This window comes from Trichococcus shcherbakoviae (assembly GCF_963666195.1).
Classification (GTDB): Bacteria; Bacillota; Bacilli; order Lactobacillales; family Aerococcaceae; genus Trichococcus; species Trichococcus shcherbakoviae.
In genome coordinates, this window is sequence record NZ_OY762653.1 from 106,971 (window position 1) to 132,673 (window position 25,703).

Annotated in this window: 23 protein-coding genes; 20 read left to right on the forward strand and 3 right to left on the reverse strand. The window is 40.8% G+C overall.

What is annotated here, in order from left to right; translation table 11 throughout:
• Nucleotides 1–7 precede the first annotated feature (7 nt).
• Nucleotides 8–997, forward strand: a complete 990-nt coding sequence (locus ACKPBX_RS00430; protein ID WP_319995697.1) for a transketolase family protein — start codon at nt 8–10, stop codon at nt 995–997.
• A gap of 171 nt (nt 998–1,168) precedes the next feature.
• Here ACKPBX_RS00430 and ACKPBX_RS00435 read toward each other — a convergent pair whose 3' ends face one another.
• Together ACKPBX_RS00435 and ACKPBX_RS00440 are read right to left on the reverse strand one after the other, a co-directional pair.
• Complete coding sequence (locus tag ACKPBX_RS00435; protein ID WP_319995698.1) at nt 1,169–2,110, reverse strand: NmrA family NAD(P)-binding protein; 942 nt, start codon at nt 2,108–2,110, stop codon at nt 1,169–1,171.
• Nucleotides 2,111–2,192: 82 nt separating this feature from the next.
• A complete protein-coding gene (locus ACKPBX_RS00440) occupies nt 2,193–3,107 on the reverse strand; it encodes a LysR family transcriptional regulator (RefSeq protein ID WP_319995699.1) in 915 nt (304 codons plus the stop codon).
• A 190-nt stretch (nt 3,108–3,297) separates the two neighbouring features.
• On the opposite strand from ACKPBX_RS00440, the gene ACKPBX_RS00445 reads away from it, so the two are divergent.
• The 5 genes from ACKPBX_RS00445 (at nt 3,298) to ACKPBX_RS00465 (ending at nt 6,300) form a co-directional block, all read left to right on the forward strand.
• Complete coding sequence (locus ACKPBX_RS00445; RefSeq protein WP_107995294.1) at nt 3,298–3,681, forward strand: VOC family protein; 384 nt, start codon at nt 3,298–3,300, stop codon at nt 3,679–3,681.
• A gap of 23 nt (nt 3,682–3,704) precedes the next feature.
• Nucleotides 3,705–4,541: a Cof-type HAD-IIB family hydrolase gene (locus tag ACKPBX_RS00450; protein ID WP_068559397.1), complete on the forward strand. Its 837-nt coding sequence runs from the start codon at nt 3,705–3,707 to the stop codon at nt 4,539–4,541.
• Between the two features lie 166 nt (nt 4,542–4,707).
• Nucleotides 4,708–5,187, forward strand: coding sequence for a DUF2975 domain-containing protein (locus tag ACKPBX_RS00455; protein ID WP_319995700.1), 480 nt, complete (start codon nt 4,708–4,710; stop codon nt 5,185–5,187).
• A gap of 10 nt (nt 5,188–5,197) precedes the next feature.
• Nucleotides 5,198–5,416, forward strand: coding sequence for a helix-turn-helix domain-containing protein (locus ACKPBX_RS00460; protein WP_119092950.1), 219 nt, complete (start codon nt 5,198–5,200; stop codon nt 5,414–5,416).
• A gap of 107 nt (nt 5,417–5,523) precedes the next feature.
• Nucleotides 5,524–6,300, forward strand: coding sequence for a SagB/ThcOx family dehydrogenase (locus tag ACKPBX_RS00465; protein WP_319995701.1), 777 nt, complete (start codon nt 5,524–5,526; stop codon nt 6,298–6,300).
• Between the two features lie 340 nt (nt 6,301–6,640).
• Here the strand turns inward: ACKPBX_RS00465 and ACKPBX_RS00470 are convergent, their stop codons facing one another.
• Nucleotides 6,641–6,916 carry a GNAT family N-acetyltransferase gene (locus ACKPBX_RS00470; protein ID WP_319995702.1) on the reverse strand — a complete coding sequence of 92 codons (276 nt, stop codon included), beginning with the start codon at nt 6,914–6,916 and terminating at the stop codon, nt 6,641–6,643.
• A gap of 301 nt (nt 6,917–7,217) precedes the next feature.
• Between ACKPBX_RS00470 and ACKPBX_RS00475 the strand changes: the two genes are divergently transcribed.
• The 14 genes from ACKPBX_RS00475 (at nt 7,218) to ACKPBX_RS00540 (ending at nt 25,476) form a co-directional block, all read left to right on the forward strand.
• Complete coding sequence (locus tag ACKPBX_RS00475; protein WP_319995703.1) at nt 7,218–9,113, forward strand: S8 family peptidase; 1,896 nt, start codon at nt 7,218–7,220, stop codon at nt 9,111–9,113.
• Nucleotides 9,114–9,556: 443 nt separating this feature from the next.
• Nucleotides 9,557–10,216, forward strand: coding sequence for an amino acid ABC transporter permease (locus ACKPBX_RS00480; protein ID WP_319995704.1), 660 nt, complete (start codon nt 9,557–9,559; stop codon nt 10,214–10,216).
• The gene (locus ACKPBX_RS00485; RefSeq protein ID WP_119092946.1) at nt 10,197–10,874 is read left to right on the forward strand and encodes an amino acid ABC transporter permease; all 678 of its coding nucleotides are present in this window, start codon (nt 10,197–10,199) and stop codon (nt 10,872–10,874) included. Before ACKPBX_RS00480 ends, ACKPBX_RS00485 begins: the two co-directional genes overlap by 20 nt.
• Before the next feature lie 17 nt (nt 10,875–10,891).
• Nucleotides 10,892–11,635: an amino acid ABC transporter ATP-binding protein gene (locus ACKPBX_RS00490; protein ID WP_319995705.1), complete on the forward strand. Its 744-nt coding sequence runs from the start codon at nt 10,892–10,894 to the stop codon at nt 11,633–11,635.
• Nucleotides 11,636–11,674: 39 nt separating this feature from the next.
• Nucleotides 11,675–12,538 (forward strand): cysteine ABC transporter substrate-binding protein, encoded by an 864-nt coding sequence (locus ACKPBX_RS00495; protein ID WP_319995706.1) that lies wholly within the window; start codon nt 11,675–11,677, stop codon nt 12,536–12,538.
• Between the two features lie 68 nt (nt 12,539–12,606).
• Complete coding sequence (locus tag ACKPBX_RS00500) at nt 12,607–13,506, forward strand: MFS transporter (protein WP_319995707.1); 900 nt, start codon at nt 12,607–12,609, stop codon at nt 13,504–13,506.
• A 269-nt stretch (nt 13,507–13,775) separates the two neighbouring features.
• Nucleotides 13,776–15,359 (forward strand): restriction endonuclease subunit S, encoded by a 1,584-nt coding sequence (locus ACKPBX_RS00505; protein ID WP_319995708.1) that lies wholly within the window; start codon nt 13,776–13,778, stop codon nt 15,357–15,359.
• Nucleotides 15,360–15,372: 13 nt separating this feature from the next.
• The gene (locus ACKPBX_RS00510) at nt 15,373–16,854 is read left to right on the forward strand and encodes a type I restriction-modification system subunit M (RefSeq protein WP_319995709.1); all 1,482 of its coding nucleotides are present in this window, start codon (nt 15,373–15,375) and stop codon (nt 16,852–16,854) included.
• Nucleotides 16,844–18,031, forward strand: coding sequence for a restriction endonuclease subunit S (locus ACKPBX_RS00515; RefSeq protein ID WP_319995710.1), 1,188 nt, complete (start codon nt 16,844–16,846; stop codon nt 18,029–18,031). Before ACKPBX_RS00510 ends, ACKPBX_RS00515 begins: the two co-directional genes overlap by 11 nt.
• A 3-nt stretch (nt 18,032–18,034) precedes the next feature.
• Nucleotides 18,035–21,226, forward strand: coding sequence for a type I restriction endonuclease subunit R (locus ACKPBX_RS00520; protein WP_319995711.1), 3,192 nt, complete (start codon nt 18,035–18,037; stop codon nt 21,224–21,226).
• Nucleotides 21,227–21,426: 200 nt separating this feature from the next.
• Nucleotides 21,427–22,389: a hypothetical protein gene (locus ACKPBX_RS00525; RefSeq protein ID WP_319995712.1), complete on the forward strand. Its 963-nt coding sequence runs from the start codon at nt 21,427–21,429 to the stop codon at nt 22,387–22,389.
• A gap of 7 nt (nt 22,390–22,396) precedes the next feature.
• Nucleotides 22,397–23,323, forward strand: coding sequence for an S-4TM family putative pore-forming effector (locus tag ACKPBX_RS00530; protein ID WP_319996444.1), 927 nt, complete (start codon nt 22,397–22,399; stop codon nt 23,321–23,323).
• Nucleotides 23,324–23,546: 223 nt separating this feature from the next.
• Nucleotides 23,547–24,530, forward strand: a complete 984-nt coding sequence (locus tag ACKPBX_RS00535; RefSeq protein WP_319995713.1) for a DUF8743 domain-containing protein — start codon at nt 23,547–23,549, stop codon at nt 24,528–24,530.
• A 136-nt stretch (nt 24,531–24,666) separates the two neighbouring features.
• Entirely contained in the window at nt 24,667–25,476 is an 810-nt protein-coding gene (locus ACKPBX_RS00540) for a hypothetical protein (protein ID WP_319995714.1), read from the forward strand.
• Nucleotides 25,477–25,703 lie beyond the last annotated feature (227 nt).

The following is a 25,703-nucleotide window of genomic DNA, read 5'->3' on the forward strand; positions in this document are numbered from 1 at the left end:
GAATAGTATGATAACCGAAACAAATGTACACTCAAGAAACTTAATCAAGTTTTCGAAAGATAATGATGACGTCATTGTTATGTCGGCAGATTTAGGAACTTCGTGTGAAATAAGAGAATTTCAGGAAGCATTTCCTGAAAGATATCTTTCAATGGGAATTGCAGAACAAAATATGTTGAGTTGGGCTGCAGGCATGGCGAAAGAAGGTTTTAGACCATTAATTCATACATTTGCTGTTTTCCTTTATAGAAGACCCCTTGATCAGTTGGAAATGTCAATCGCTTATCCCAATCTTCCAGTAGCGCTTCTTGGATTTGTTCCGGGCATTACCACTCCAGGCGGAGTTACACATCAATCGATTGAAGATGTTGCGGTGCTTAGAGGTATTCCCAATATGACCATCTTTGATTGTGGGGATGCAACGGATGTAGAATCTGCGTTGGAAATTGCAAAGGAGGTAAATGGTCCCATTTATATAAGAATGCTGAGAGGTGAAATACCTCGCCTGTTCAATCCGCTAAAGCCAACTCAATTTAATAAAGGCAGAACGCTGAGTGAAGGGACAGACATTACATTATTCTCCAGCAGCGTATGTACAGAAGAAGCCATGCGTGCAACTAAATATTTAGAAAACCAAGGGCTATCTGTCCAGCATGTCCATATCACAACATTGAAGCCATTTAATGATCCGCTTGTGGTTGAAAGTATTAAAAAGGCAAAATACGGTGTTATTACAATGGAAAATCATACAGTTATAGGCGGTTTAGGAACTGCGGTAGCCGAAGTAATGGTCGAAAATCAAATCGGCAAGAAACTTATCAAAGTTGGTATTCAAGATGAATTCACCCATGGCGCATCCAAACCATATTTAATGAAAAAATACGGGTTGGATGCTACAGCGCTGATTAATGCAGTAGAAAAATTAATCGGGAAAAACCTTAATTTTAGTGAAGCAGATTTAGATTCTATTCGTTTGGAAGATTATGATGCTGTTTAACTACATCCGTTGATCGTTTCCTGACTGTACTTTAACTTCTTTTGAAACAAGAGGTATCCCACAGTTGGACATAAACGTATGAATATATTTTTTACAATCAAAAGAATAATATTTCAGAAAAAATGAACGTCACCCCAATTTTGAGGTGGCGTTCATTTTCAGTTATTGGATTTATTTGTCTTCCGAATGGCGTTCGCCGACTTGGAACTCATCAGAGTGCTCAAACATGTATTTCACTGTGATGGCTTCTTCGCCTGTCAGCAGTTTGAAATCATCCGTGAAGTTGTCCATCTTGCCCAGGCGGATCGCTTCTCCGAAAGTGACCATGCCTTCAGAAGAGAAGGGTGCTTCGGAGTCTTTTTTGAATGCGCCTTCCGTTGTTCTCGGAACGCCCATCGCGTCAAAGATGGCATAGTTCTCTTCGTCGGAGATGGCTTGATAAGTGACGTTGTTGCCGGTCGCTGCGTTGCCGTAATTCACGAAGTCGGTGATGGTCATCAGTTCAGGTCCGTTGATGTTCAACACCGCATTGTGGTATTTATCGGTGGCCAATGCATGTGCAACAGCTTTGGCGCAATCTTTACGGGAAATGTAGGCCATTTTGCCGTTAGCTTGATTGTTCTGCATGACACCACCCATTTTTACGAAGGTGAAGTAGTTGGTGACCATGGCTTCGGCATATTGTGAGTTGCGCAGGAAAATATGATCCATGCCGACTTCATTGATATAGTCCTCTGTGAAGATGTGGTCGATTTTTTCGACGCTCGGGTTGGATTCGTCAGCCGCATTGACCAATGAAGTGTAGATGATCTGCTGAACGCCGACTTCTTTGGCGGCATCGACAACGTTTTTATGTGCGTTTTGACGTTTTGCGCCGACGAAAGGCATCGAAATCAGCGCGACTTTATCGGCATTGGCGAAGGCCTCAGCCAAGCCGCCCTTATGATTGAAATTTGTGACATGTGTTTCAATCCCTAGGTCTGCATATTTCTTTAGAGCAGCCTCGCTGTATGCGCAGAAAATCAGTTGGTCTTTTTCGACTAAATCCAAAAGGTATTCCGCTGCTTGATTTCCAAGGTTACCGTCCACGCCTGTCAATAATAATTTACCCATATTTGTATCGTCTCCTGTCTGTTTTAACTATCTTCATGATATGTGAAACAAAGAGCAAACTCCAATACAAAAAGCGAATGGGTTATCCGGAAATCGAATAATGCGCTTTGATGGAACGGATCAGCGCTTGGATGCCTGGCTTTGAATTGACGGATAAGTATCCCAAGGCAATCACGAATGTATGGAAGGAGCCTTCGATTGGAATCATGCGGATTTCCTCTGACGAGTAGTTCAGATTGTAGTTGTCCGGAAAGAAGCCGATCAGGTTTTCGGTCCGGATTGCGAACAATTCGGTTTCGACATCGTCCACTGTTTTGGCAATCTGTGGCTGATAACCGTCTTTTTGGGCATGCTGCACCATCAAATCGTAGGATGCGCCGATGACGGAAGGGTCCAGCATGACGAGCGGGTGCTGATACAGTTCAACAAGGGTAACCGACGTTTTGTCGAACAAGGGATGGCCTGCACTGACGACGGCCTGGTATTTACCGGCGTACAAAGGCACCGTCGTGATGTCTTTTTTGCCTTCGAATTCGGAGTCGAAAGCGATGGCTACATCATAGATACCTTTCACGAGATAGTCGGAAATGTTCTTCAACAGCACCTTATTCAGATTCAATTCGACCAGCGGGTTTTCTTTCCGGAAAACCGGGATGACGGAAAGCAGCGTCTGGATATCCGTCATGGCCGAATATTCGATCGACAAGGTTTCCCGCTGATTGGCTTGGAAATTGCGCATTTTCTGCTGCATGCTTTGGTATTGCTTCCACAGCACCAGCGCTTCCTCGTAGAAAAGCTGTCCCGCTTCCGTCGGCTCGATCGGTGTCTTTTTGCGGTTGATCAACCGGATCTGGAACGTCTCCTCCAGCGAAGCGATGGTCTGGCTGATGGTGGTCTGCGACACATAGTTCCGCTTGGCCGTCTCCGTGAAGCTGCGGCATTCAACCAAATCTATGTAATATTTGATTTTTTCAATATTGATGCGGTTCGCCTCCAATCAAAAATACTTCTGTCTGTAAAGTACCATATCCTGCTATTAAGAGGCAATCAGAGATTTTGACAGGATTGTTTCACGAATTCGAGGCTGAATGGAAGTGTATAGACAAATTTATTTCAACCTAATCGTTTCGTCTGTCTTTTTTGGATGAATGGCATATACTAACGTTAGTTATCGAGGAGGTTTTCAGATGAAAATAGAACATATCGGTCTTTGGACTGCGGATTTGGAAAAAATGAAAGAATTTTACTGTGATTTCTTCAAAGCAACGGCAGGTGAAAAGTACCATAATCAGAAATCAGGATTCCAATCCTATTTCTTATCCTTCGCGGATGGTGCCAGATTGGAGATCATGCATCGCGAAGATGTAATCAAAGGCTCCCATACAAATGAAATATTAGGCTTCGCGCATCTGGCAATCGCAGTAGGCAGCAAAGACATAGTTGATGCTTTGACGCAAAAACTGGTGGATGCCGGCTATCCTTTGTTGAGCCCGTGCAGAGTGACCGGCGACGGCTATTATGAATCGGTAATCGGCGATCCGGAAGGAAACAGAATCGAAATCACGATTTGACCATAAAAGATGAGGTGAATTGAATGGATCTGAAAGCGATTGTTTTGGACATCGATGGCACGCTGTTGAATGACCAGAAAGAAATCAGCTCGAGAACAAGGGAAGCATTACTGAAAGCGCAAGAATCAGGCGTGAAAGTCGTGTTGGCGTCCGGGAGGCCGATCTCCGCGATGGAACGGTTCTCGAAGGAACTAAAACTGGATCAGTACCACGGCCTGTTGTTGTCCTACAACGGGGCGTGCGTGACGGATTGCGCAACAAATGAGACTTTGTTCAGCCAAAGCATGTCCGACGAAGTGGGCAAGGAAATCCTGGCGCACCTGGCGAACTTTGAAGTGAAGCCGATGGTCGCGCACAAGGATTACATGTACGTGAACAACGTCTATGACTGCATGATCACCGCACCGCCGCATGGATTGAAGAACATCATCGAGTATGAATCGCGCAGCGGCAATTTCAAATTGTGCGAAGTGGACAACCTCGCCGAGTTCGTCGATTTCCCGTTGCACAAGATCTTGGTCGCAGGGGAATCGGAATATCTGGAAGCAAATTGGAAAGCAATCATGCAGCCGTTCGAAGGCCGCGTGAGCGGGTATTTCTCCGCGCCGTTCTACTTCGAATTCACCGACAAGGGCATCGATAAAGCCTTTGCGCTGGATAAATCCCTGCAGCCGCTGGGAATCAACAGCGAAAATGTCATTTCATTCGGTGACGGAGAAAACGACACATCGATCATCGCCTACGCAGGGGTCGGCGTGGCGATGGGCAATGCGATCGACGCCTTGAAAGCGAGCGCGAACGAAATCACGTTGTCCAACAATGAGGACGGCATTGCGCACATGCTTGAAAGATATCTGTAGGAACACTCAATAAAATTAGTTGGAAAAGCCAGAACCGCTTTTGAGCGCTTCTGGCTTTTTGCCGAACACATATTTTAAGAATTGATTAAAAGGATAAATATTTATTGTGAAACGATAAATAAAAGGCTAAACTAACAGTAACAAATCCAAATGAGGTGTTGTACACATGAAACGAGAAACATTCTTTTTGAAGGCGGTCGTCGTTCTGATGGGGCTTCCGGTAGTAGCGCTATGCATTTTTATTATCCCTGAAATCGCGGCTTTCTTGGTCGAACTGGTCCCAAGCCTTACTTATTTGCAATATCCATTTATGATCGGACTGTACGCATCTGCTGGCATCTATTTCGTCGCCCTGCACCAAGTCTTTAAATTGTTGGGCTACATCGATAAGGACTTGGCTTTTTCCGATTTTACGGTGCAAGTCCTGAAAAACATCAAACTTTGTGCAGCGGCGATCGGCGGGCTGTTCATCCTGTTCATGCCGCTCATCTTTATGATGGGTGATATGGATGACGCTCCCGGCATCGTCCTGATAGGCTTGATCATCATTTTCGCCTGCATGGTGATTGCCGTATTTGCCGCTGTCCTTCAAAAACTCCTGCAAAATGCGATCGCAATCAAGCAAGAAAACGACTATACGATATGAGGTGTGCAAAATGGCAATAATCATCAATATAGACGTCATGTTGGCAAAACGAAAAATGAGCGTCACCGAACTGTCACAGCATGTCGGCATCACGATGGCCAATCTCTCCATCCTGAAAACCGGGAAAGCGAAGGCGATCCGCTTCTCGACCTTGGAAGCCATCTGCAAAGCCTTGGACTGCCAACCCGGGGATATTTTGGAATACCGAGAGGATGAAGAAGAGGAATAGCGATGCTGCGCCCACATAACCTGGAAATACAGGGGAAACCCTTAGTCCGACATAGTGCGAACATTCACAATCCGTGGTAAAATAGTAAGAAAAATGGAGGTTTTACCATGGCAAGATATGAAGAACAACGCAATTTTCTGAAGTCGGATTTCAAAACATTCAGCGCGATCGAAACGGATAAACAAAAGGGGATTCCGCAACCACCCAACGTCAAAGCCTACGATGCGGATGCGGAAATCGTGGACTTGCCTGCCGTCGACGGCGGGGTTGTGAAGAAGGAGAACATCTACGAAATCATCAAAGAAAGAAGAAGCGTCCGCCACTATGCGAAAAATGCGCTCACGATAGATGAACTTTCCTACCTATTGTGGAGCACGCAGGCCATCACCGGTACCAACAGATCAGGCATCACTTTCCGCACGGTTCCCTGCAGCGGAGGGACGCATTCGTTTGAGACCTATCTGTTCATCCTCAATGTGGATGGGTTGAAGAAGGGCGTATACCGTTATTTGGCGGATTGCCATAAACTATTGTACCTGAGCGAAGTCAACGACATCGATGAACAGGTCGACAAAATGACGCTCGATCAGCCATTCGTGCCGAATTTCGCCAAACGCGCGTCGGTCATCTTCTCATGGAGCTGCATCCCGTACCGTTCGGAATGGAAGTACGACATCACCGCGCACAAAAAAATCCTGATCGACATCGGCGCAGTCATGGAAAACCTGTACCTGACAAGCGAATCAATCGATGCCGGTACTTGCGCATTGGGTATCTACGACCAGGACATGGTCGATGAACTGCTGCATTTGGACGGCGATGATGAATTCACGATCTTCCTGGCGGCTGTCGGGAAGAAAGTGGAGAAGAAAGAACGCAGCTAAATCATCATAGTATCGGGAAGAAACTCTATTAATTGGGGTTTCTTTTTTTGCGGCTTGAAGGAGGGCAGATTACCCGGTGAGGAGCCATTCAGCGAGAACTAACTGCAAAATCAAGCCGGAATTCCCGACGAAGACCGCTTCATCGGGAATTCGCATCGAAATTGGACAGATATCCCCGGCGAGGTTCCGCCCATAGGGAAATCAGCCTTGGATAGCATGGCATCCAGGCCATAAGTGACTTGGAAGGTTGCGATCGCGTTGCTGGAACCGCCCATGAGACGCAAATCTAATCAAAAAGCGGAATCACTGTCTAATGAAACAGTGATTCCGCTTTTTGATTCTATTCTATTACATCTGCGTAAAGTGAGCTGTTTCGTTCGAGCATGCCTTTGGCGAAAGGGCAGCGAGGGATAATTTTTTTATTTTCCTCCCGTGCCATTTTCACCACGCGATCAACCAGTTGTGCGGCAATTCCCTGGCCACGGTAATCGTCATTCACAAAGGTACGGTCGATGCTGATCATGTTGTTGTCTGCAATGGAATAGCTAATTTCACAGATTAGGTTTTCGTTTTCGTCGTTTTTGTAGAAACATGAGTCGCCGCTATCAAAGTTCATTGTCTGATCTCCTTTTTATTTTTGATGTATTTACAGCATTAGATATCCATTTTCCATTTCATATTATTCTTGCGGTTGAGTCCAGTCAAGAGATTAGTCTTGAAAAGATAGTCATGACGAAAAGAAACTTCTTCTTGTAAATTATCAATGTAAAGGTATACAATAAAAAAATATTGTATAGGGAATTAAATGTTATAATCGTTGAGACATGAGTTGGGTACAGCTCCGTTCAAAATTTCTTAATCTGTGGTGTGACCGACCTTCCATGGTCGATTTTTGATAGCAAGAAAGGGGAAATGATATGTTTTCGAAAAGATTTTATGCAGTCCTATTAACATTTTTGTTCATTTTTAACTATACATCAATAACTACTGAGGCAATGGCATCCCAATCACCAGCCCAGACAGCCGCAACCCCGAATAACTCGGCCGATTTTCAGGATGTCATTGTACGGTTTAAAGACAAACCTGGTCAGGCGGAATTGCATGCATTTAAGGGGCTAGGTGGCGATGTCAACAGTGTTTTCACCATTATTCCTGCGATTTCCGGAAGACTTCCGGCGAAAGCCATCGAAGCCCTGAAAAACAATCCGCAAGTGGAAGTAGTCGAATTGGATTACACTGTGCAAGCACTTGAATATTCGTCAGAAAACGAGCTTGGGAATAGTTGGGGCGCCGATCATATCAACGCCGATGCAGCTCTTGCAGCTGGTTATTCTGGCGAAGGTGTCAAGGTCGCCGTTTTGGACTCCGGAGTGAACTTCAATCACTTTGACCTTCGGGATAACTTTGACTCTTCCGCAAATGAATTAGGCTACGATTTTGTTTCGGATGATTTCTTCCCCGAGGATGTTTATGGGCATGGTACCCATGTAGCAGGAATACTTGCTGCAGCGAGCAACGGATTTGGGGTTGTCGGCGTTGCACCAAACGCACAGATAGTGGCACTCAGAGTTCTGGATGACAATGGGGAAGGTACCGCAAGCAGGATCATCGAAGCGCTGCAGTGGATTCAGAATTATAATGCCGCGCATCCCGATTCTCCGATACGCATCACAAATAATAGTTATGGCACCGGATCCAATTCGTCACAGCTTGAGGCAGCTTTTGATGTGTTGGGCAGCTCCGGGGTTCTGCATATAGGCTCTGCAGGCAACGACGGGAGTGCCGCGGGCAACGGTAATAATGTCAGTTATCCTGCTAAATATGAATCGGTAGTAGCAGTTGCGGCTCTCGACAAAAACAATCTGCGGGCCAGTTTTTCTAGCACGGGCGCAGACGTTGAAATAGCTGCTCCTGGTGTATCAATTCTTTCGACATGGAAAGACGGCACCAACTTTGCGGGCCCGCAGCCGTTTTCGTTCGCAGGTTACGCAGGCGAGTACTTCATAGAAGCAAATGGAACATCAATGGCTGCACCTCATGTCGCAGGCGTTGCAGCTTTGCTGATGGCATCTGATGCGAACTATACTGCGGAGGCAGTCCGCAATAAAATGAATGGCACAGCTTTGGATTTGGGGGGAATCGGTAAGGATAAATTATACGGTTACGGAATGGTGGACGCTTCCTCAGCGCTAGGTATTGGGGTTGTCGCTAATAATCCCCCCGTCGCTTATGGCCAAACTGTTGATACCACGCAAAACACCTCTGTAGCAATCACGCTCATCGCTGCAGATCCAGACGGTGATCCACTGACCTATACGATTGCGTCAGCTCCGGCAAATGGAATTGTGAGTGGTACAGGACCAGATATCACCTATACACCGAACGCCGACTTCACAGGCGCGGATACCTTCGCGTATGAAGTAACAGACGGCGCAGGCTCTACTGCCACTGCAACAGTAACCGTAAATGTTGAACCTACAGTTACGCCTACAAGGACAGTTGATTTGGTTGTCGAGATGAGCGCTGTAACCAGAAAAATTAACAAAATAAATTATGTATGGGCTACAGCCAAAGTGAAGGTCCTGGAAGCCGGTGCCCAAGTAGCTGATGCAACTGTCACCGGCCATTGGGAAGAAACAACTACAGGTCCTGATTCCGGGAGCACTGGAAAAAACGGGACGGTATCCTTCACTTCCGAAAAATTAATCCAGTCGACTGAACAACAAACATTCACTTTTGTTGTCGATAATGTCGTTATAGGAGATGTCAACTGTACTCTTAGCGGTCAGACGACAAATTCGATAATGAAATGATACAACATCCAGCCATCCTTGATGGGGAATAGCTGGACATTCATGGCAACAAAGCTAATCAAAAGACTTGAACCTTTACTTGCAGAGGATTCAAGTCTTTTTTGCTTCGTTCAGCCAACTCACTTTACCCAAAAAGATGACCAGAGTAGCATTTGGCTGTTCGGTAAAACCTATCACCTGTGTTCGTTTCTGCGTAATATTCATTTATTGGCAGTCATGATACCATATGTGAATAGAAACTCAATGTAAAAAATACGACAGAAAATTGCTGGTTTAATCATCTTTTTACAGAAATAATGTCTTGGTATATTGAAACAAACAAACAGTAAAAGCTGACAAAGGCGCTAAAGTAATCGTTGCTTCTTAAAATATCGGGAAGTTTTTTATTTATGAGGTGATAATCAGAAACTGTTAAAAAAGCAAGAAAGGATTGGAGGTAAATAATGGACTTGGATTTTATAAGAAAGGCTATCCCCATGTACCAGGAAGCAGCCTTCCTTGTGTTGCGCTTGGGTGGGATTGGGATCATCTTTGCCTTTATCATCGGCCTAATTGTCAGCATCGTGCGCTATTATAAACTGCCTGTGTTGTCGCAGGTTTTTGAAGGATACATCGAATTATCACGCAACACCCCATTGATGATCCAGTTGTTTGTTCTGTATTTTGGCTTGCCGCAAGTGGGTATCCATTTAAGCGCTGAAGTCTGCGGCATATTGGGGTTGACCTTTTTGGGAGGCAGCTATTTCGCGGAAGCGATAAGAGGTGGTTTGGAATCCGTCCCGAATATACAGATGGAATCAGCGTCCAGTCTGGGATTGTCAAACACGCAAACTTTCCTGTACGTTATTTTCCCACAGGCAATCGCAAATTCCTTTCCCAGTATTGGCGCGAACATCATATTTTTGCTGAAAGAAACCTCCGTGTTCAGCGCAATCGCATTAGCTGACCTAGTTTTTGTCGCGAAAGATATCATGGGATTGTATTACAAGACCAATGAAGCGCTGTTCTTGATGGTCACAACTTACCTGGTGTTTTTATTGCCGATATCCCTTTTGATCCACTTCATCGAAAGGAGGTTGCGTTTTGCAGGATTCGGGAATTAACATTTTATTCGAAGGTCAAAATCTGCAACGTATCTTGGAAGGACTTGGGCAAACAATTTTTGTGGCAATCATGGCAGTCATGCTGTCATTCGCATTGGGACTCTTGGTTGGAATGCTCATGACAAGCAGAAATATCGTTGTTCGGTTCGTCACAAGATTCTATCTTGAAGTCGTTCGGATTGTACCCGTATTGGTGATGCTGTACATCCTGTACTTCGGCCTTACGCGTTGGACAGGGATTCATATCGATAACAGGGTGATTGCCATTTTCGTGTTTACGTTTTGGGGAACAGCTGAAATGGCCGACATCGTCAGAGCATCTGTCACTTCCATCCCTAAAATCCAATGGGAAAGCGGCCAAGCATTGGGATTGGCTAGCGGTCAACTCTACTTGTACGTCATTATTCCCCAGACAGTACGGCGCATCGTTCCACCGGCCATCAACTTGGCTACCAGGATGGTGAAAACGACAGCGCTGTTGCCGTTGATAGGGATTATTGAAGTCATCAAGGTCGGACAGCAAGTGATTGAAGTATCCGTGAAGGACTATCCGAGTGCTTCCTTCTGGATCTATGGGTTGATCTTCTTCCTGTACTTCATCGTCTGTTACCCGTTATCGAAATTATCCAAAAAATTGGAATTGAAATGGCAAGAGTGAGAAGGGGTGAAGAAACATTGGGAAGTCCAATATTAAAGCTGAAACATGTAAATAAATATTACGGAGAAACTCAGGCCTTGGCTGATATCCAATTGGATGTAGCCAAAGGAGAAGTTGTGACCATCATCGGACAATCAGGTTGCGGCAAATCGACTGCCCTGCGCTGCATCAATGGTCTGGAGAAAATTCAGTCCGGCAGCATCTTGCTGGATGGAAAAGAGATAGCCGCAGCAGGGATGAATTGGAAAGAAGTCAGGCAGAAAATCGGAATGGTCTTTCAAAAGTATGATCTGTTTCCGCACATGACAGTTCTTGATAATGTCCTATTGGCTCCTTTAAAAGTTCAAAAACGCAAGAAAGAGGAGGCAGCCGAAGAAGCCATTGCGTTGCTGAAACGGGTTGGTCTGGAAGATAAAGCGCATAGCTTCCCGAGGCAGTTGTCCGGCGGGCAGCAGCAACGGGTTGCAATCGTGCGTGCGTTGATGACGCACCCGGAAATCATGCTCTTCGATGAAGTGACGGCGGCGCTCGATCCCGAGATGATCAGGGAAGTCCTGAACGTCCTCCTCGATCTGGCAAAAGACGGCATGACGATGCTGATCGTCACCCATGAAATGGCTTTTGCGGAGGCAGTCAGCGATAAAATCGTCTTTATGGAAAAAGGGAACATTGTTGAAATTTCTGAGGATCCGAAAGCTTTTTTCACGCAGCCACAATCGCAAAGGGCTAACGAATTCATCAACACATTCAGGTTTCAATAGAAAGACAATATATAGGAAAAAACAATGGAGGAATGAAGAATGAAAAACAAATTTATCAAATCATTGGCTATATTATCAGCGACAGTGGGGCTAGCGGCTTGCGGCGCGGGTGCAACAAATGATTCTTCAGAAGGCTCCGTTGCCAATATTGAAGATAAAACAACAGTGGACACAATCAAAGAAAATGACGTCATCCGCATCGGTGTTTTCGGCGACAAACCGCCGTTCAGTTATGTGGATGCGAACGGAGACAACCAAGGCTTCGACGTTGAGATTTCCAAAAAAATCGCAGAAGATCTGCTAGGGGACTCTTCAAAAATCGAATGGGTCATCACAGAAGCAGCAAACCGAGTGGAGTATCTGGAAACAGGCAAGGTTGACCTGATGATGGCCAACTTCACCGTCACACCGGAACGTGCAGAAGTAGTGGACTTCGCCAACCCATATATGAAAGTATCCATTGGAATCGTTTCTCCAGAAGGGGATGTCATCACAGATGTTTCTCAATTGGAAGGCAAACAATTGATCGTCAACAAAGGAACAACAGCTGAAGCATACTTCAGAGAAAATTACCCTGACATCGAGCTATTGGTCTATGAACAAAATACAGAAACTTTCCAAGCCTTATTGGATGGCCGTGCCGCCGCTTTGGCACACGACAATACCTTGATCTTCGGTTGGATCAAAGACAATCCTGGCTTTGTGGCAGGCGTTGAAGCCATCGGGAACGAAGATACCATCGCGCCAGCAGTAGCTAAAGGCAACACCGCGTTGTTGGAATGGGTGAATGCAGAGATTGATACGTTGAATGAAAGTGGCTTTATCGCAGAAGCATACGAAAAGACATTAGCCCCAGCATTCAGCTCCGATATTGATCCTGCATCCGTCCTGATAAATCAATAAGTTTAAGAATTTTCGTAGCAGTGGGATTCTTTCTTTTGGACAACGTAAAAACCTAGTTTGGATTCTACTTGGCGGCTATCGTCATCGGATTACTCATGATGTCGTCGGCCGCTATCTGGGCTGCATCGATCGGCTTAAGCGCCGCGATCACAAGCGCAATTGTCCCGTCCTTCATCCAAAATTACGGTTGGGAAAAAGGGTTCTTATTATTGGGCGGCATGTACGCTGTTGCTTTGTTCTTGGGAGCGTTTCTGTTGATCGAAAAGCCCGCTGATGTAGGCATGTTGCCTTATGGCGTGACGGAAGATTCACTTGCAGCAGAAGCTGAACAAGCAACGAATGATTCTTCGTCGGTCGTCACCAACCATAGAGATACGGATATGACCTATGCGCAAGCATTGCGTTCACCGATATTCTACTTATTGGCCTTGTCATTCGTGTGTTTCGCGATGATTTCTACATTCACCCAACAGATTCCGATCTTCTTTACGACAAAAGGTGCCACTGATGTACAGGCCGGCATGGTTTTATCGATGGCGTCCATCGTTATGATCGCGTCCAAAATCATCATGGGCATTGTCACCGACAAGCTGGGTGCAACAAAAGCTTTGTACATCTTCACGACCATCTACATCCTTGCCTTCTGCATCTTTGCCGCAACGGATAACATCACGATCCTGATCGGCGCAGCGATGATCTATGCAGTGAGTACCGGTGTACCGGCCGTAATGAACCAATTAGTGACGTTTGAGGTTTTAGGGAAAAAAGAATTCACCGCTATTTGGGGCATCTTGTCGACAGCAGGCAGCCTGGGTCTAGCTTTGGGCGGCCCTCTGCTGGGTTACTTCTATGACGCAACCGGCAGCTACAACACGACAATCATCGTCAGCATCGCCTTCATGGTTGTGTGTCTGGTTTCGTTCTTCTTCGCTGTAACGTTGAGAAAACGTGAGCTAAATAAGGCTTAATAACCTATAAATAATCAGAAATAAGGTCAGGACTTCGGTTCCGGCCTTATTTTTGATTATTTAGTTGTTGTTCAATATATCGTTCGTTGAGATTTAGCATCAGGTATGAATTGAAATCAAATAAAATTCCAAGATTGAAATCTTCTTAAATCGGATTGCTCTTTTCATCTATCTTATCAATAAAGGGAATATATATTTTTAGTATTGACATACTAAAATTGTAAGAAGTATAATAAGATAGTGAAGTGAGTATAGGAAGGAGGACTAAAGTGAATACAAATATAGAGTTAGCCTTAAACATATTATATCAAAGGCAACTTTCTACCAGGGAACAATTATTGAATGAAATGCTACGCGTTAAACTAACTTTGAAGAATATACTGGACAACTCAAATGTATTAAATGATAAAGAGAAATTATTTCAGTTCATGAAAAAAACAACTGAAGATGATTTAGGTTTCTTCCCTGCCGACAGAGACGACTTTTTAGATATTTTTGAATCTTTAAAAGATGTTGATTTAATAGATTTTACCCTTGAAATATATAAGAATGATCGCATGGGTACAATTATCTCGCCAAAATACATAAATGAATATATCAATGAGAAGATCCAGAAAATTAAGCCAAGAAAGATTCTTATCACGGAGGCTGAAAAGCATTTATCCGGGCTTAGAGAAATTATAAAGAATAACCAAAATTTAGAAATATTCTTGACAACGCAACTAAAATCAATGAATATTTTACTGAAATTGGCCTTTGGAGAGATGCCGAATGTTTCAATCAGATTTGAATCAATCTATACAGATTGTTTGTTGAATGAAAAATTTGATTATATATATTCAATTCCAGCTTTTGGATATAAGGCTGAGGAGCTAGGGAAAACGTTTATCACTAGAGAAAGCGATGGGGTTGCAACTCAAAACATGCTTGAGCACTTAAATGAGCATGGAATGCTAGATATTATCGTACCTGCAAAAATTACATTCGCAAGCATGGGATATAAAAAATTAAGGACATACATTACTGATAACTTTAATGTTAAAAGCATATATATATTACCGGAAGGCACTTTCAGACCTGCAACAGCGATCAAGACGTATTTTCTTACAATCACAACCCAGCCTCAGCAAAACATTGAAATTGGGACGTTCGCTTTAATTAGAGGCATTTTTGATGTAACGGATAGAAAAATATTATCGACTAGTGATTTTTTATCTCATGAAGATTGGCGAATAGAATTATTATTAGCTGAAGACGATGAGAACATGCAACGGTTTAAAAATTCTAACTTAGAAAAAGTGAAACTCAAAGAAGTTGCAGAAGTCTTTAGAGGTAAATCTATCTTAAAAAAGGATACAGTTTTAGGGAAAATTAGTGTGTTAAATATCTCAAATATTGAAAATGGTGAGATTAGATATGTTGATATGGACACAATAGAAGAAGATGAACGAAAAATAAAAAGATATGAGCTGTTAAGTGGTGATGTCGTTTTGTCTTGTAGAGGAACTGCTATAAAGTCAGCAGTGTTTGAAAATCAAAATAACACGATTATCGCATCAGCCAATCTGATTGTAATTAGGCCAAAGGAAAGACTGATCGGTGAATACATCAAAATATTCTTTGAGAGTCCTATTGGATTGGCAATTATTAAGAGTTTCCAACGTGGAACAACGATTATGAATATCAATCATTCGGATATCATGGAAATGGAAATTCCTATAATTCCAATCAGTGAGCAAAAGGACATGATCAATCTGTATCATAAAGAACTCGATATTTATAAAAAAACCATCAGTGACGCAGAGCGCAGATGGACAAATATCAAAGACAATCTATATAACAAATTAACTTAGGAGGGTTTATACGATGGCTGTGAATTTAGAATTTGAAAATAAACTTTGGGAAATGGCAGATAAATTAAGAGGAAACCTTCAGCCTTCAGATTACAAGGATGTTATATTAGGTCTCATTTTCTTGAAATATATTTCAGATAGTTTTGAAGATAAGTTTAATGAGCTTGTGGCAGAGGGTGACGATTTTGAAGAGGATAGAGATGCCTATGTAGAGGAGAATATATTTTTTGTACCTCCAAGTGCTAGATGGGAGTTTATCAAAAAAAGTGCTAAGCTGAGCACTATTGGACAAATCATTGATGAAGCAATGATTGCTATAGAAAGAGAAAATAAGCATTTAAAAGGTGTATTGCCTAAAAACTATGCAAGACCAGAACTTGATAAAACTAAACTAGGAGAATTAATCGACTTGTTCTCATTTAATCTGGGAAGCAAGGAATCAAAAGCACAGGATTTATTAGGCAGAGTGTATGAGTACTTCTTAGGGAAATTTGGCTCGAGTGAAGGTGAATTCTACACACCTCCAACCATAGTTAAACTCCTCGTTGGGATGATTGAACCATATGAGGGCAGAGTATATGATCCTTGCTGCGGATCAGGGGGGATGTTCGTCCAATCAGCCAAATTCGTTGAAGAACATCAAGGTAAAAAGGATAACATTCATATTTATGGTCAAGAATATACGGCCACAACATGGAGACTTTGCAAAATGAATCTGGCTATTCGTGGAATTGACGGTAATTTGGGTGAAAGAGACGCTGATACATTTGGTAATGACTTGCACAAAAATTTAAGAGCAGATTATATTCTCGCCAACCCACCCTTCAATGTAAGTGATTATACTTTAATCCAAGATGATGTCCGTTGGAAATATGGTATTCCACCTCAAAATAATGCTAACTATGCCTGGATAGAGCATATGATCAGTAAATTATCTCCTAAAGGGGTTGCCGGTTTTGTTTTAGCTAATGGCTCTATGAGTACATCGACAAAGACTGAAGCCGAAATTAGAAAAAATATTATTGAAGCAGGGCTTGTAGACTGTATCGTAACCATGCCGCCGAATTTATTCTATAATGTTACGATACCGGTTTGTCTCTGGTTCATATCTAAAAAGAAAGAAAACAGGAAAGATAAAATTTTATTTATTGATGCCCGGAATATGGGGTATATGGAAACTCGTAAACATAGAGAGCTGACTGATAAAGAAATCAAACAGATATATGACACTTACCATAATTGGCGTGATGGAAAAGAAGAATATGAGGACGTTCAAGGGTTCTGCAAATCTGCCAACATTGAAGAGGTAAGAAATCATGAATATATACTAACGCCTGGAAGATACGTTGGAATCGAAGAAGTGAAAGATGATGGAGAGCCTTTTGATGAAAAAATGACGAAACTTACAGAAGAATTAGCTGAAATGTTTGCTAAATCACACCATCTTGAAGAGGATATTAAGCAGAGACTGGGGGCGATTGGTTATGGATTCTAGGGGATTTCAGGAAATTGATTTGGGTGATCTGTGTATAAAAATAGGTAGTGGAGTAACTCCAAGAGGTGGAGGAAATGTGTATAAACAAGACGGTATATCTTTAATAAGGAGTCAAAATATATATGATTATTCATTTGAGTATAAAGGTCTTGTGTATATAGATGAAGAACAAGCAAAAAAAATGAAAAATGTAGAAGTCATGCCAGATGACATACTTCTGAATATTACTGGAGATTCAGTTGCTCGATGTTGCATCGTCCCAAATGGTATATTACCCGCACGGGTTAATCAGCATGTATCTATCATACGACCAAATTCCGATTTGGTTGATCCAAGATATTTACTTTATTGGATTAATAATTCTATAACAAAAGAATTATTGCTATCTCTTGCTTCTACAGGAGCAACAAGAAAAGCTCTTACAAAAGGCATGATAGAAAAATTAAAACTATCGATCCCACCAATTATAGAACAAAAGTTTATAGCAAGCACTCTTTCCTGCCTAGACGATAAAATTAAAATCAACAATCGCATCAACGAAAACCTTGAAGAAATGGCTCAGACTATTTTCAAAAGTTGGTTTGTGAATTTTGATCCTTTTCAGGAAGGAGAATTTGAAGACAGTGAATTAGGCAGAATCCCAAAGGGCTGGAGGGTAGTAGAATTAGGTGAGTTCTTCCCTGTCATTACAGGAAAGAAGAATGCAAATGTTTCTTCAGAAATCGGGAAATATCCATTTTTCAGTTGCTCACAAGATGTTGCTTGGACAGATGATTATTCTTTTGAAGGCAACGCTATTCTTGTTGCGGGAAACGGCGATTTTAATGTTAAATGGTACAAAGGAAAATTTGAAGCATATCAGAGAACCTATGTACTGATTCCATATAACGAAAGATTAACAGGGTTATTGTTTGCTGCTATAAAATTTAGTCTTGATAAAATTACATCGGGACATAGGGGCTCGGTTATTAAGTTTATAACAAAAGGTAGCATAGAAAATTTTAAAATTGCTATGCCATCAACAGTTGAAGACTTTGAAATTGTCTCAACTTTTGAGACCTTAAATAATAAGATTGAATTCAATAATAATCAAATTAGAATATTAACTGATATACGTGATTCATTATTGCCTAAACTAATGTCCGGAGAAATCCTGGTACCAATTGAGGAGTTGTAATAGATGCCCAAAAATTTCTGTGAATCCCACTTAGAAGAAGCCACCATTGAATGGTTTGATGAGCTAGGTTATGAGATTGTTTTCGGTCCTGATATTGCACCAGATGGAGAGTATCCTGAACGTGAAGATTATAGTGACGTTATTCTAAGTGACAGGCTTAAAGAGGCTCTCACAAGGATAAATCCAAAGATGCCAAGCAGTGCAATTGATGATGCATTTAGGCAGATAGTTATTCCTCAGAGCCCTAGCCTTATTATGAACAACAAAGCTTTTCAAAAAATGATAACCGATGGCATTGATGTTCAGGTGAGGCAGACAGATGCTAGTTATAGAACTGAAAAGGTATATTTATTTGACTTAGAAAAACCGTTAAACAACGAATTCATGGTTGCTAACCAGTTCACAATTGTTGAACATGGGGTAGAAAAAAGGCCGGATGTTATAGCTTTTGTAAATGGTATTCCTCTAGTAGTTATTGAACTAAAAAGTGTCAGTGATGAAAATGTTGATATTACTGATGCTTTTAACCAGCTTCAGACATATAAAATGACTATTCCTTCACTATTCACCTATAATTCATTTATGGTGACCAGTGACGGTGTTAATGCCAGAGCTGGTACCCTGTCATCTGATGAAGACAGATTCATGGCATGGCGTACGATAGATGGTGACAATGTAGCATCTCTGTCCATACCTCAGCTTGAAGTATTAATTAAAGGGATGTTTCAAACTGATCGGTTCCTTGATATTATTAAGCATTTTGTACTGTTCCAGAGTGATGGTGCGGATACAATAAAAATCCTTGCCGGATACCATCAATATCACGCAGTTAACAAAGCGGTTGAGAGTACAGAACGTGCTACTTTGGAATCTGGGGATAGACGTATTGGTGTTGTTTGGCATACGCAAGGCAGCGGAAAAAGTCTATCTATGGCATTCTACGCTGGGAAACTTGTAATCAGCGAGGAACTTGAAAATCCGACAATTATAGTTATTACAGACCGAAATGATCTGGATGACCAGTTATTCGGAACATTTCTGAAGAGTAAGGATATTCTCCGAAGTACCCCAGTTCAAGCATCAGATAGAACGCATTTGCGAGAATTACTTAATAATCGTTCTAGTGGTGGCATTATTTTTACGACCATTCACAAGTTTGCTCCTGTTGCAAATGAATTAAAAGAAAGCATCGATAATTATTCGCACTTGGATAAGGTTGCTGAAAATCCAGTCGAGTATGGGAAGAGCATGGTTCTTACTGACCGTAAAAACGTGATAGTCATGGCAGATGAAGCTCATCGCAGTCAATATGGATTTGGTGCTGATATAGTTAAGAATAACGATGAAGTCGATGTAAAATATGGTTACGCAAAATATATGCGGGACAGTCTTCCAAACGCGTCTTATATCGGTTTTACTGGTACGCCAGTTGAATTGACCGACAAAAATACCAGAGCGGTATTTGGTGACTACATAGACGTCTATGATATGACCAGAGCAGTTGAAGATGGAACTACAGTTAAGATATTCTATGAAAGCAGAATCGCAAAACTGGATCTCCCGGAAGACTTGAAGCCCAAGATCGATTCCGAATATGACGAAATAACTGAGTTCCAAGAATATAACCAAAAAGAAAAACTCAAGAGCAAATGGGCTAGACTCGAGGCTATTGTCGGGACCAATTCACGTGTAAAACAAATAGCAAAAGATATTGTTGAGCACTTTGAAAAGCGTGAGCAGGCACAAGAAAATGAAGGTGGCAAAGCAATGATTGTTGCCATGAGCAGAAGAATTGCAATTGATCTATACAAAGAGATAATAGCGATTCGTCCGGACTGGCATAGCGATGAATTAATGAGCGGAAAAATAAAGATTGTAATGACAGGCAGCTCCTCTGACCCGGCTGACTGGCAAGCGTATATCGGAACTAAGGCCAATAGAGAAACTTTAGCTAAACGTATGAAAGACAAGAAAGATGAGTTGAAACTTGTCATCGTTAGAGATATGTGGCTCACTGGTTTTGACGTCCCGAGCATGCACACCATGTATATTGATAAACCTATGAAAGGTCACAATTTAATGCAGGCCATTGCAAGGGTTAACAGAGTATTCAAAGATAAGCAAGGTGGGCTTATTGTTGACTATATTGGAATAGCAGAGAATTTAAAAGAAGCGCTTTCTCGATACACTGAAAGTGATAAAAACACTACGGGTGTTGATACAGAAGTTGCATCCATGATTCTGCTTGAAAAGCATGATTTGATCAAAGAGTTGCTGCATGGCCACGACTACAACAAGTTCTTCACTGGTAAGCCAAGTGAGAAAATGCAAGCTATTGTTGAAACGATGGATTACATCATCGGTCTTCGTGAGGAAAGAAAGAACGATTACATCCGGCTAGTAACCGAAATGTCTAGGGCTTATTCTCTCTGCGCAACGACCGATATTGCTGAAAGACTCAATGTTGAGATTGGATTCCATAAAGCTGTTAAAGCAAGTCTTGTAAAAATTATTAATGATGAGAACAAGAAGAAAACAACTTCCCAGCTGGACAGTGAATTGAACCAGTTAATATCAAAATCTATTTCTTCAAATGAAGTCATTGATATATTGGAATCAGTGGGGCTTTCAAAACCTAATATTGCAATACTTTCTGATGAGTTTCTTGAAGAAGTCAAAGGAATGAAACAAAAAAATCTGGCTGTAGAACTTTTGAATCGCTTACTTCAAGGAAGCATTAAAACTTTCTCAAGGCGCAATCTTGTGCAGTCTAAGAAGTTTTCTGAACTTTTGGAAGGTGCAATTAGAAAATATCAGAACAGAGCCATTGAAACAACTCAAGTAATTATGGAACTCATTGAACTTGCTAAACAGATAAGTGAGGCAGAAAAACGCGGCGAGAGCACAGGTTTAACCCCAGATGAATTGGCTTTCTACGATGCATTGTCAGATAATGAATCTGCAAAAGAAATTATGGGTGAAGATATTTTGAAACAAATCGCCAGAGATCTTACCATGTCGATAAAAAACAACATCAGCGTAGACTGGGCCATCCGTGACAGCGTCCAAGCCAAAATGAAAATGATAATAAAACGGTTATTGAAGAAATATGGATATCCGCCAGATAAGACTGCAAAAGCAGTAGATATCGTGATGGAGCAGACTAAGTTGATGTGTCAGAATGAGAGTCTCTAAGAGTTAAGCAATTAACGAAGCAATACTTATTGAAGGATACCGAATGGAACTCTAACAAAAATCAAGTATCATTTTGTGAATAGGTAAGAAGGAAAAACTCCTACCCGATTGGTGGACTAAATCTTTTTGGTCCACCAATCGGATAGGAGAAGGAGGAGATTATAATAGCAATAACTATTGATAATGCATTTAATGAATTCATGAAAGATAAAGTAAATCTTGACCAAAGTAAAACTGTCCAAGCAAGGGGTAGCCGAGACTGGCTAAAAGAGAAAATCCATACATTTGAGGGTAACGAAGGTTTCCCAAAAGTATATACAGACATCGACACATATTTTGGTTCATTTTCAAGAAAAACTAAAATTCGTGAACTCGATGACATTGATATCATGATCGGTTTAAATGCTCAAGGAAGTACTTACATAGAATCTTGTGGCAAAATTGAGTTAACTGTACCGGAAACAGCCCTAGACCTTCTCCGCCTGTGCCATGATGATACAAATAAATTAAATTCAAGAAAGGTTATCAATAAATTTGTTTCTAATTTAAAAAACATAGCACAGTACGAAAATGCTGAAATAAATAGAAGAAGTGAAGCTGCAACTCTTAAACTGCTGTCGTATCCTTGGAACTTTGATATTGTGCCTTGTTTTTTTTCAAAACCGGAAATTAACGGGAAGACATATTATTGCATTCCTGATGGTGAAGGCAATTGGAAAAAAACAGATCCACGAATAGATGGGCAAAGAATATCAAGGATAAACCAATCACTTGATGGCAATGTACTTAATGTGATCAGAGCAATTAAATATTGGAATAGAAGGCCAACTATGCCCTCAATGGGATCGTATTCCCTGGAGTGTTTGATTTTAGAATATTACGAAACAAAGGGTAGTTGCTCAAAGTGGATTGATATGGAAGTGAAAGCTTTACTTGGTCATTTAGCAGGTGCAATATATAGACCTATTTACGATCCTAAAAATATACAGGGAGACTTAAATATCCTGCCTTATGCGGAAAAATTAAAAATTTCGAGAAGAGCGCGAACGGATTATGAAACAGCGGTTGCGGCTAGGAATAAGGAAGAAGCAGGAGATCAAAAAGCAGCTATAAATAAATGGAAGGAAATATTCGGGAGTGAATTTCCGAGTTATACGGGTTAAATAGGTGATGATAGATAGTGGAATTTCAAAAAGACAAAATGAAGATAAAAATATTGACCTCTTAGCAGCGCAAAGGCAATTATATTTTGAAGCTAAACGAATGACTTTTTATCAATTTGTTCTAAGCGTTTTAATTCCGGTAACATTGCCAGTTTTAAAAAAAAATTGTTCTGATGATATTAGCAGGCTGTCATTTATTTCAGTATTTGCCATTTTGATTCTGGTTATTAATAATTTCTATTTTGAAAAACAAGTGAAAATTCAAAGGGATAAAGCTGCTAAAATTCAAGAGTTATTTGATACTGACGTGCTTGAGATCAGCTGGAATAGTCAACTTTGTGGGTCTAAAGAAGTTTTACACAACGGTTTGAAAATCAAAGCTGAGAAGTACAAGAAAAGAAATAAAACTGTAGATAATCTATCGAATTGGTATCCACTAGAATATTCTAATGTAGCTATTTCTGCTGCCAGGATTATGTGTCAAAAAGTAAATGTTTCGTGGGAAAATGAAGTGAGGACTGTGTACAAATATTTTCTTATAATCGTTTTATCAACCAGTTCGATTTTTATTATTCTGTATTCAATTATTGAAAATAATAGTTTTCCGGATACTTTAATATCCATTATTATTCCACTATTTCCGATTGGATACTACATTTTCAGAAGGTATTGTGAGAACAATGACACGATTATAAGCAGTGCGAAATTGCATGGTAGGTTGGAGGTTGTTTGGGAACAGGTAATGAAAAGTGATTCTACAGATGCTGATTTGGCTGTGTCATCGAGAAAATTACAAGATAGCATTTTTAATTACAGGAGCAATGCTATTATGATATGGGATTGGATCTATTATTTCAAAAGAGAAGAACAAGAAAGTGATATGAATGAGGTTGCAAAATGTGTAGTTGAAGAATTTAATAAGGTGAAATTTTGATATAATAGTATAACCTTCATTCCCGGATTATTATTACTTGGTACTGAAAAAGCTCGTACCTACGGCCTTTCCCCTCAAACCTCGTTATAAATCTCTACAACAGTTTATAACGAGGTTCAACAGGTAAACATTGATTTATCAAGCTTTTAACGATCCACGTTAAAATTTTATCGGGAATCCAGGGTATAAGTTCTTTCATAATATGAAAATAAGGAGATTCGTTATGTATAAAATACTCGATGATAAAGGCGTTCTCTACAAGGAATATCAATATGCTGATGAAGCAGAATATGAAAAAATAATTGTTGCCAATTCTGAAATGATATTTGGTACCCAAGGTATATACTTCGATATTAAAAAGAAAATCGGCAAATCTAAAGAAGGTGCAGCAATACCAGATGGCTACTACTTGGATTTGAAGTTTCATGATGAACCCATTCTGTATTTTGTTGAGATAGAACTAAGTGACCATGATGTTTATGGCCATATTGGCGAACAGGTATTACGATTCGCGATTTCTTCCGAAATGAGCAAGCATAAAATAAAAACCATACTTATTGACGATATTAACACAGACCCTGCCAAGAGTAAGAAGATTGAAGACTTTTTTAAGGTATCCTCAAAGTTCAACAATATCAACGAACTCCTAGACAGGCTAATTTTTGATGAAGACGTTGCAGTGATTATTGTTATCAATGAAAAAAGTGAACAGCTGTCTAGAGTTTTATCAAAAATTAAAATCTCAGCAGATATAATTGAGGCTCAAAGTTTTGTCGACAATGGTAAACTACTACATCGTTTTACACCATTTCAAGATGATGTTTTAGAGGCAGTACTCCCATCTACAGATTTGGATGATTTAGATACTATAGTTGTTCCGGCAAAAGAAGAAGGTTTTAAAGATGTTTTTATTGGCGAAAAATGCTGGTATCAAATCCGAATCTCCGCAGCTATGCTTGGTAAAATTAAATATATTGCTGCATATCAGGTTGCACCAATGTCTGCAATAACTCACGTTGCAGAGGTTGAGCGGATAGAAAAATACAAGGACACTGATAAGTATATCTTGTACTTTAAAGAGGAAGCAAAACAAATTAAGAAGGTGTCTCTTTCGGGGCAAACAAAAGGAAAAGCGCCCCAGGCCCCAAGATACACTACCTTTGCAAAGTTGTTGGAGGCAAATACACTGGATGACTTGTGGAAATAACATTTTGAAAGAATGATTAGACCTAGCTTTGAAATGTTATTCATGGCTAGGTTTACTGGTTTTGGCGAATTTATTTGAGAAGAAATTCAAGGACTCATAAAGTATGAAATGGGTCTTATGATTAAAGGAGGATACTATGTTATATAAATTGAATACGAAAGCAAAAGGTTATGCAAAGGTAAATAGAGTTTCTTTGGGTTCAGTTGGTTGGACGGAGCTCGACTTACAAAATCTATTATCTAATCACATCCAGGATTTGATATCAACGAATGAACTAATGACTATCTTCAATGAACGACCACGCCAAGAAGAACCAGACATATTAGCTCTGGATAAGAATGGTGATTTATACATATTTGAACTCAAGCGTTGGAGTTCGCATCAAGAAAACTTATTGCAAGTGTTAAGATATGGGCAACTTTACGGTAACAGTAGCTATGATGAGTTGAATGATTTGTTTAATAAATATCTAAAGGATAAAGATTCCAGAGCTGAGTTATACGAGATACATCAACAGTATTTCGATCTTGCTGATAGTTCCAGAATTAGCAAAAAGGAATTTAATCTTAAACAACATTTTCTTGTAGTGACAAATGGACTAGATCAGAAAACAGTTGAAGCAATTGCGTACTGGAAGAAAAATGGCTTAAACATCGATGCAGTCGTTTATTGGGTTTTTGAAATTAATGGTGAATACTTCATCGAATTTAATATGTACTCTCCAGTAGAAGGTTTACTTGAATACGAAAGCAATACGTATATTCTTAATACAAACTACTCAAATAATGAACAGCATACAGAAGATATGCTGAGAGACCATAAAGCTGCGGCATATTATCCGGGATGGAGAGAAAAAATCACAAAACTCCAGAAGGGCGATACTGTATTTCTTTATAAAAGCGGTGTGGGTATTATTGCATACGGCACTGCTACTGGTAAATTGTAAGAGCAGGATTGTGATGGACATGCTAACTACGAGTATTATATGAAACTCGATAAATTCCAAGAGCTTCGAATTCCATTAACGGCTCCTGAGATGAAAAAGGTTGCTAATCAGGGCTTTAATTTTAGACTGACCATGTTTTCGATAAGCGAGGACTGTAAAGAACTCCTAATCAAGGAAATCAAGAATGCTCGACTATAAAAGAAACAATTATTCCTTTTATAGTCGAG

What these genes read in the sequence shown, in the direction of transcription:
- ACKPBX_RS00465 (WP_319995701.1), top strand. Translation starts at nt 5,524, where the DNA reads ATGGCAAGATATGAAGAACAACGCAATTTTCTGAAGTCGGATTTCAAA.
- ACKPBX_RS00520 (WP_319995711.1), top strand. Translation starts at nt 18,035, where the DNA reads ATGCCCAAAAATTTCTGTGAATCCCACTTAGAAGAAGCCACCATTGAA.
- ACKPBX_RS00430 (WP_319995697.1), top strand. Translation starts at nt 8, where the DNA reads ATGATAACCGAAACAAATGTACACTCAAGAAACTTAATCAAGTTTTCG.
- ACKPBX_RS00530 (WP_319996444.1), top strand. Translation starts at nt 22,397, where the DNA reads ATGATAGATAGTGGAATTTCAAAAAGACAAAATGAAGATAAAAATATT.
- ACKPBX_RS00445 (WP_107995294.1), top strand. Translation starts at nt 3,298, where the DNA reads ATGAAAATAGAACATATCGGTCTTTGGACTGCGGATTTGGAAAAAATG.
- ACKPBX_RS00515 (WP_319995710.1), top strand. Translation starts at nt 16,844, where the DNA reads ATGGATTCTAGGGGATTTCAGGAAATTGATTTGGGTGATCTGTGTATA.
- ACKPBX_RS00435 (WP_319995698.1), bottom strand. Translation starts at nt 2,110, where the DNA reads ATGGGTAAATTATTATTGACAGGCGTGGACGGTAACCTTGGAAATCAA.
- ACKPBX_RS00450 (WP_068559397.1), top strand. Translation starts at nt 3,705, where the DNA reads ATGGATCTGAAAGCGATTGTTTTGGACATCGATGGCACGCTGTTGAAT.
- ACKPBX_RS00525 (WP_319995712.1), top strand. Translation starts at nt 21,427, where the DNA reads ATGAAAGATAAAGTAAATCTTGACCAAAGTAAAACTGTCCAAGCAAGG.
- ACKPBX_RS00510 (WP_319995709.1), top strand. Translation starts at nt 15,373, where the DNA reads ATGGCTGTGAATTTAGAATTTGAAAATAAACTTTGGGAAATGGCAGAT.
- ACKPBX_RS00455 (WP_319995700.1), top strand. Translation starts at nt 4,708, where the DNA reads ATGAAACGAGAAACATTCTTTTTGAAGGCGGTCGTCGTTCTGATGGGG.
- ACKPBX_RS00495 (WP_319995706.1), top strand. Translation starts at nt 11,675, where the DNA reads ATGAAAAACAAATTTATCAAATCATTGGCTATATTATCAGCGACAGTG.
- ACKPBX_RS00540 (WP_319995714.1), top strand. Translation starts at nt 24,667, where the DNA reads ATGTTATATAAATTGAATACGAAAGCAAAAGGTTATGCAAAGGTAAAT.
- ACKPBX_RS00460 (WP_119092950.1), top strand. Translation starts at nt 5,198, where the DNA reads ATGGCAATAATCATCAATATAGACGTCATGTTGGCAAAACGAAAAATG.
- ACKPBX_RS00475 (WP_319995703.1), top strand. Translation starts at nt 7,218, where the DNA reads ATGTTTTCGAAAAGATTTTATGCAGTCCTATTAACATTTTTGTTCATT.
- ACKPBX_RS00470 (WP_319995702.1), bottom strand. Translation starts at nt 6,916, where the DNA reads ATGAACTTTGATAGCGGCGACTCATGTTTCTACAAAAACGACGAAAAC.
- ACKPBX_RS00480 (WP_319995704.1), top strand. Translation starts at nt 9,557, where the DNA reads ATGGACTTGGATTTTATAAGAAAGGCTATCCCCATGTACCAGGAAGCA.
- ACKPBX_RS00535 (WP_319995713.1), top strand. Translation starts at nt 23,547, where the DNA reads ATGTATAAAATACTCGATGATAAAGGCGTTCTCTACAAGGAATATCAA.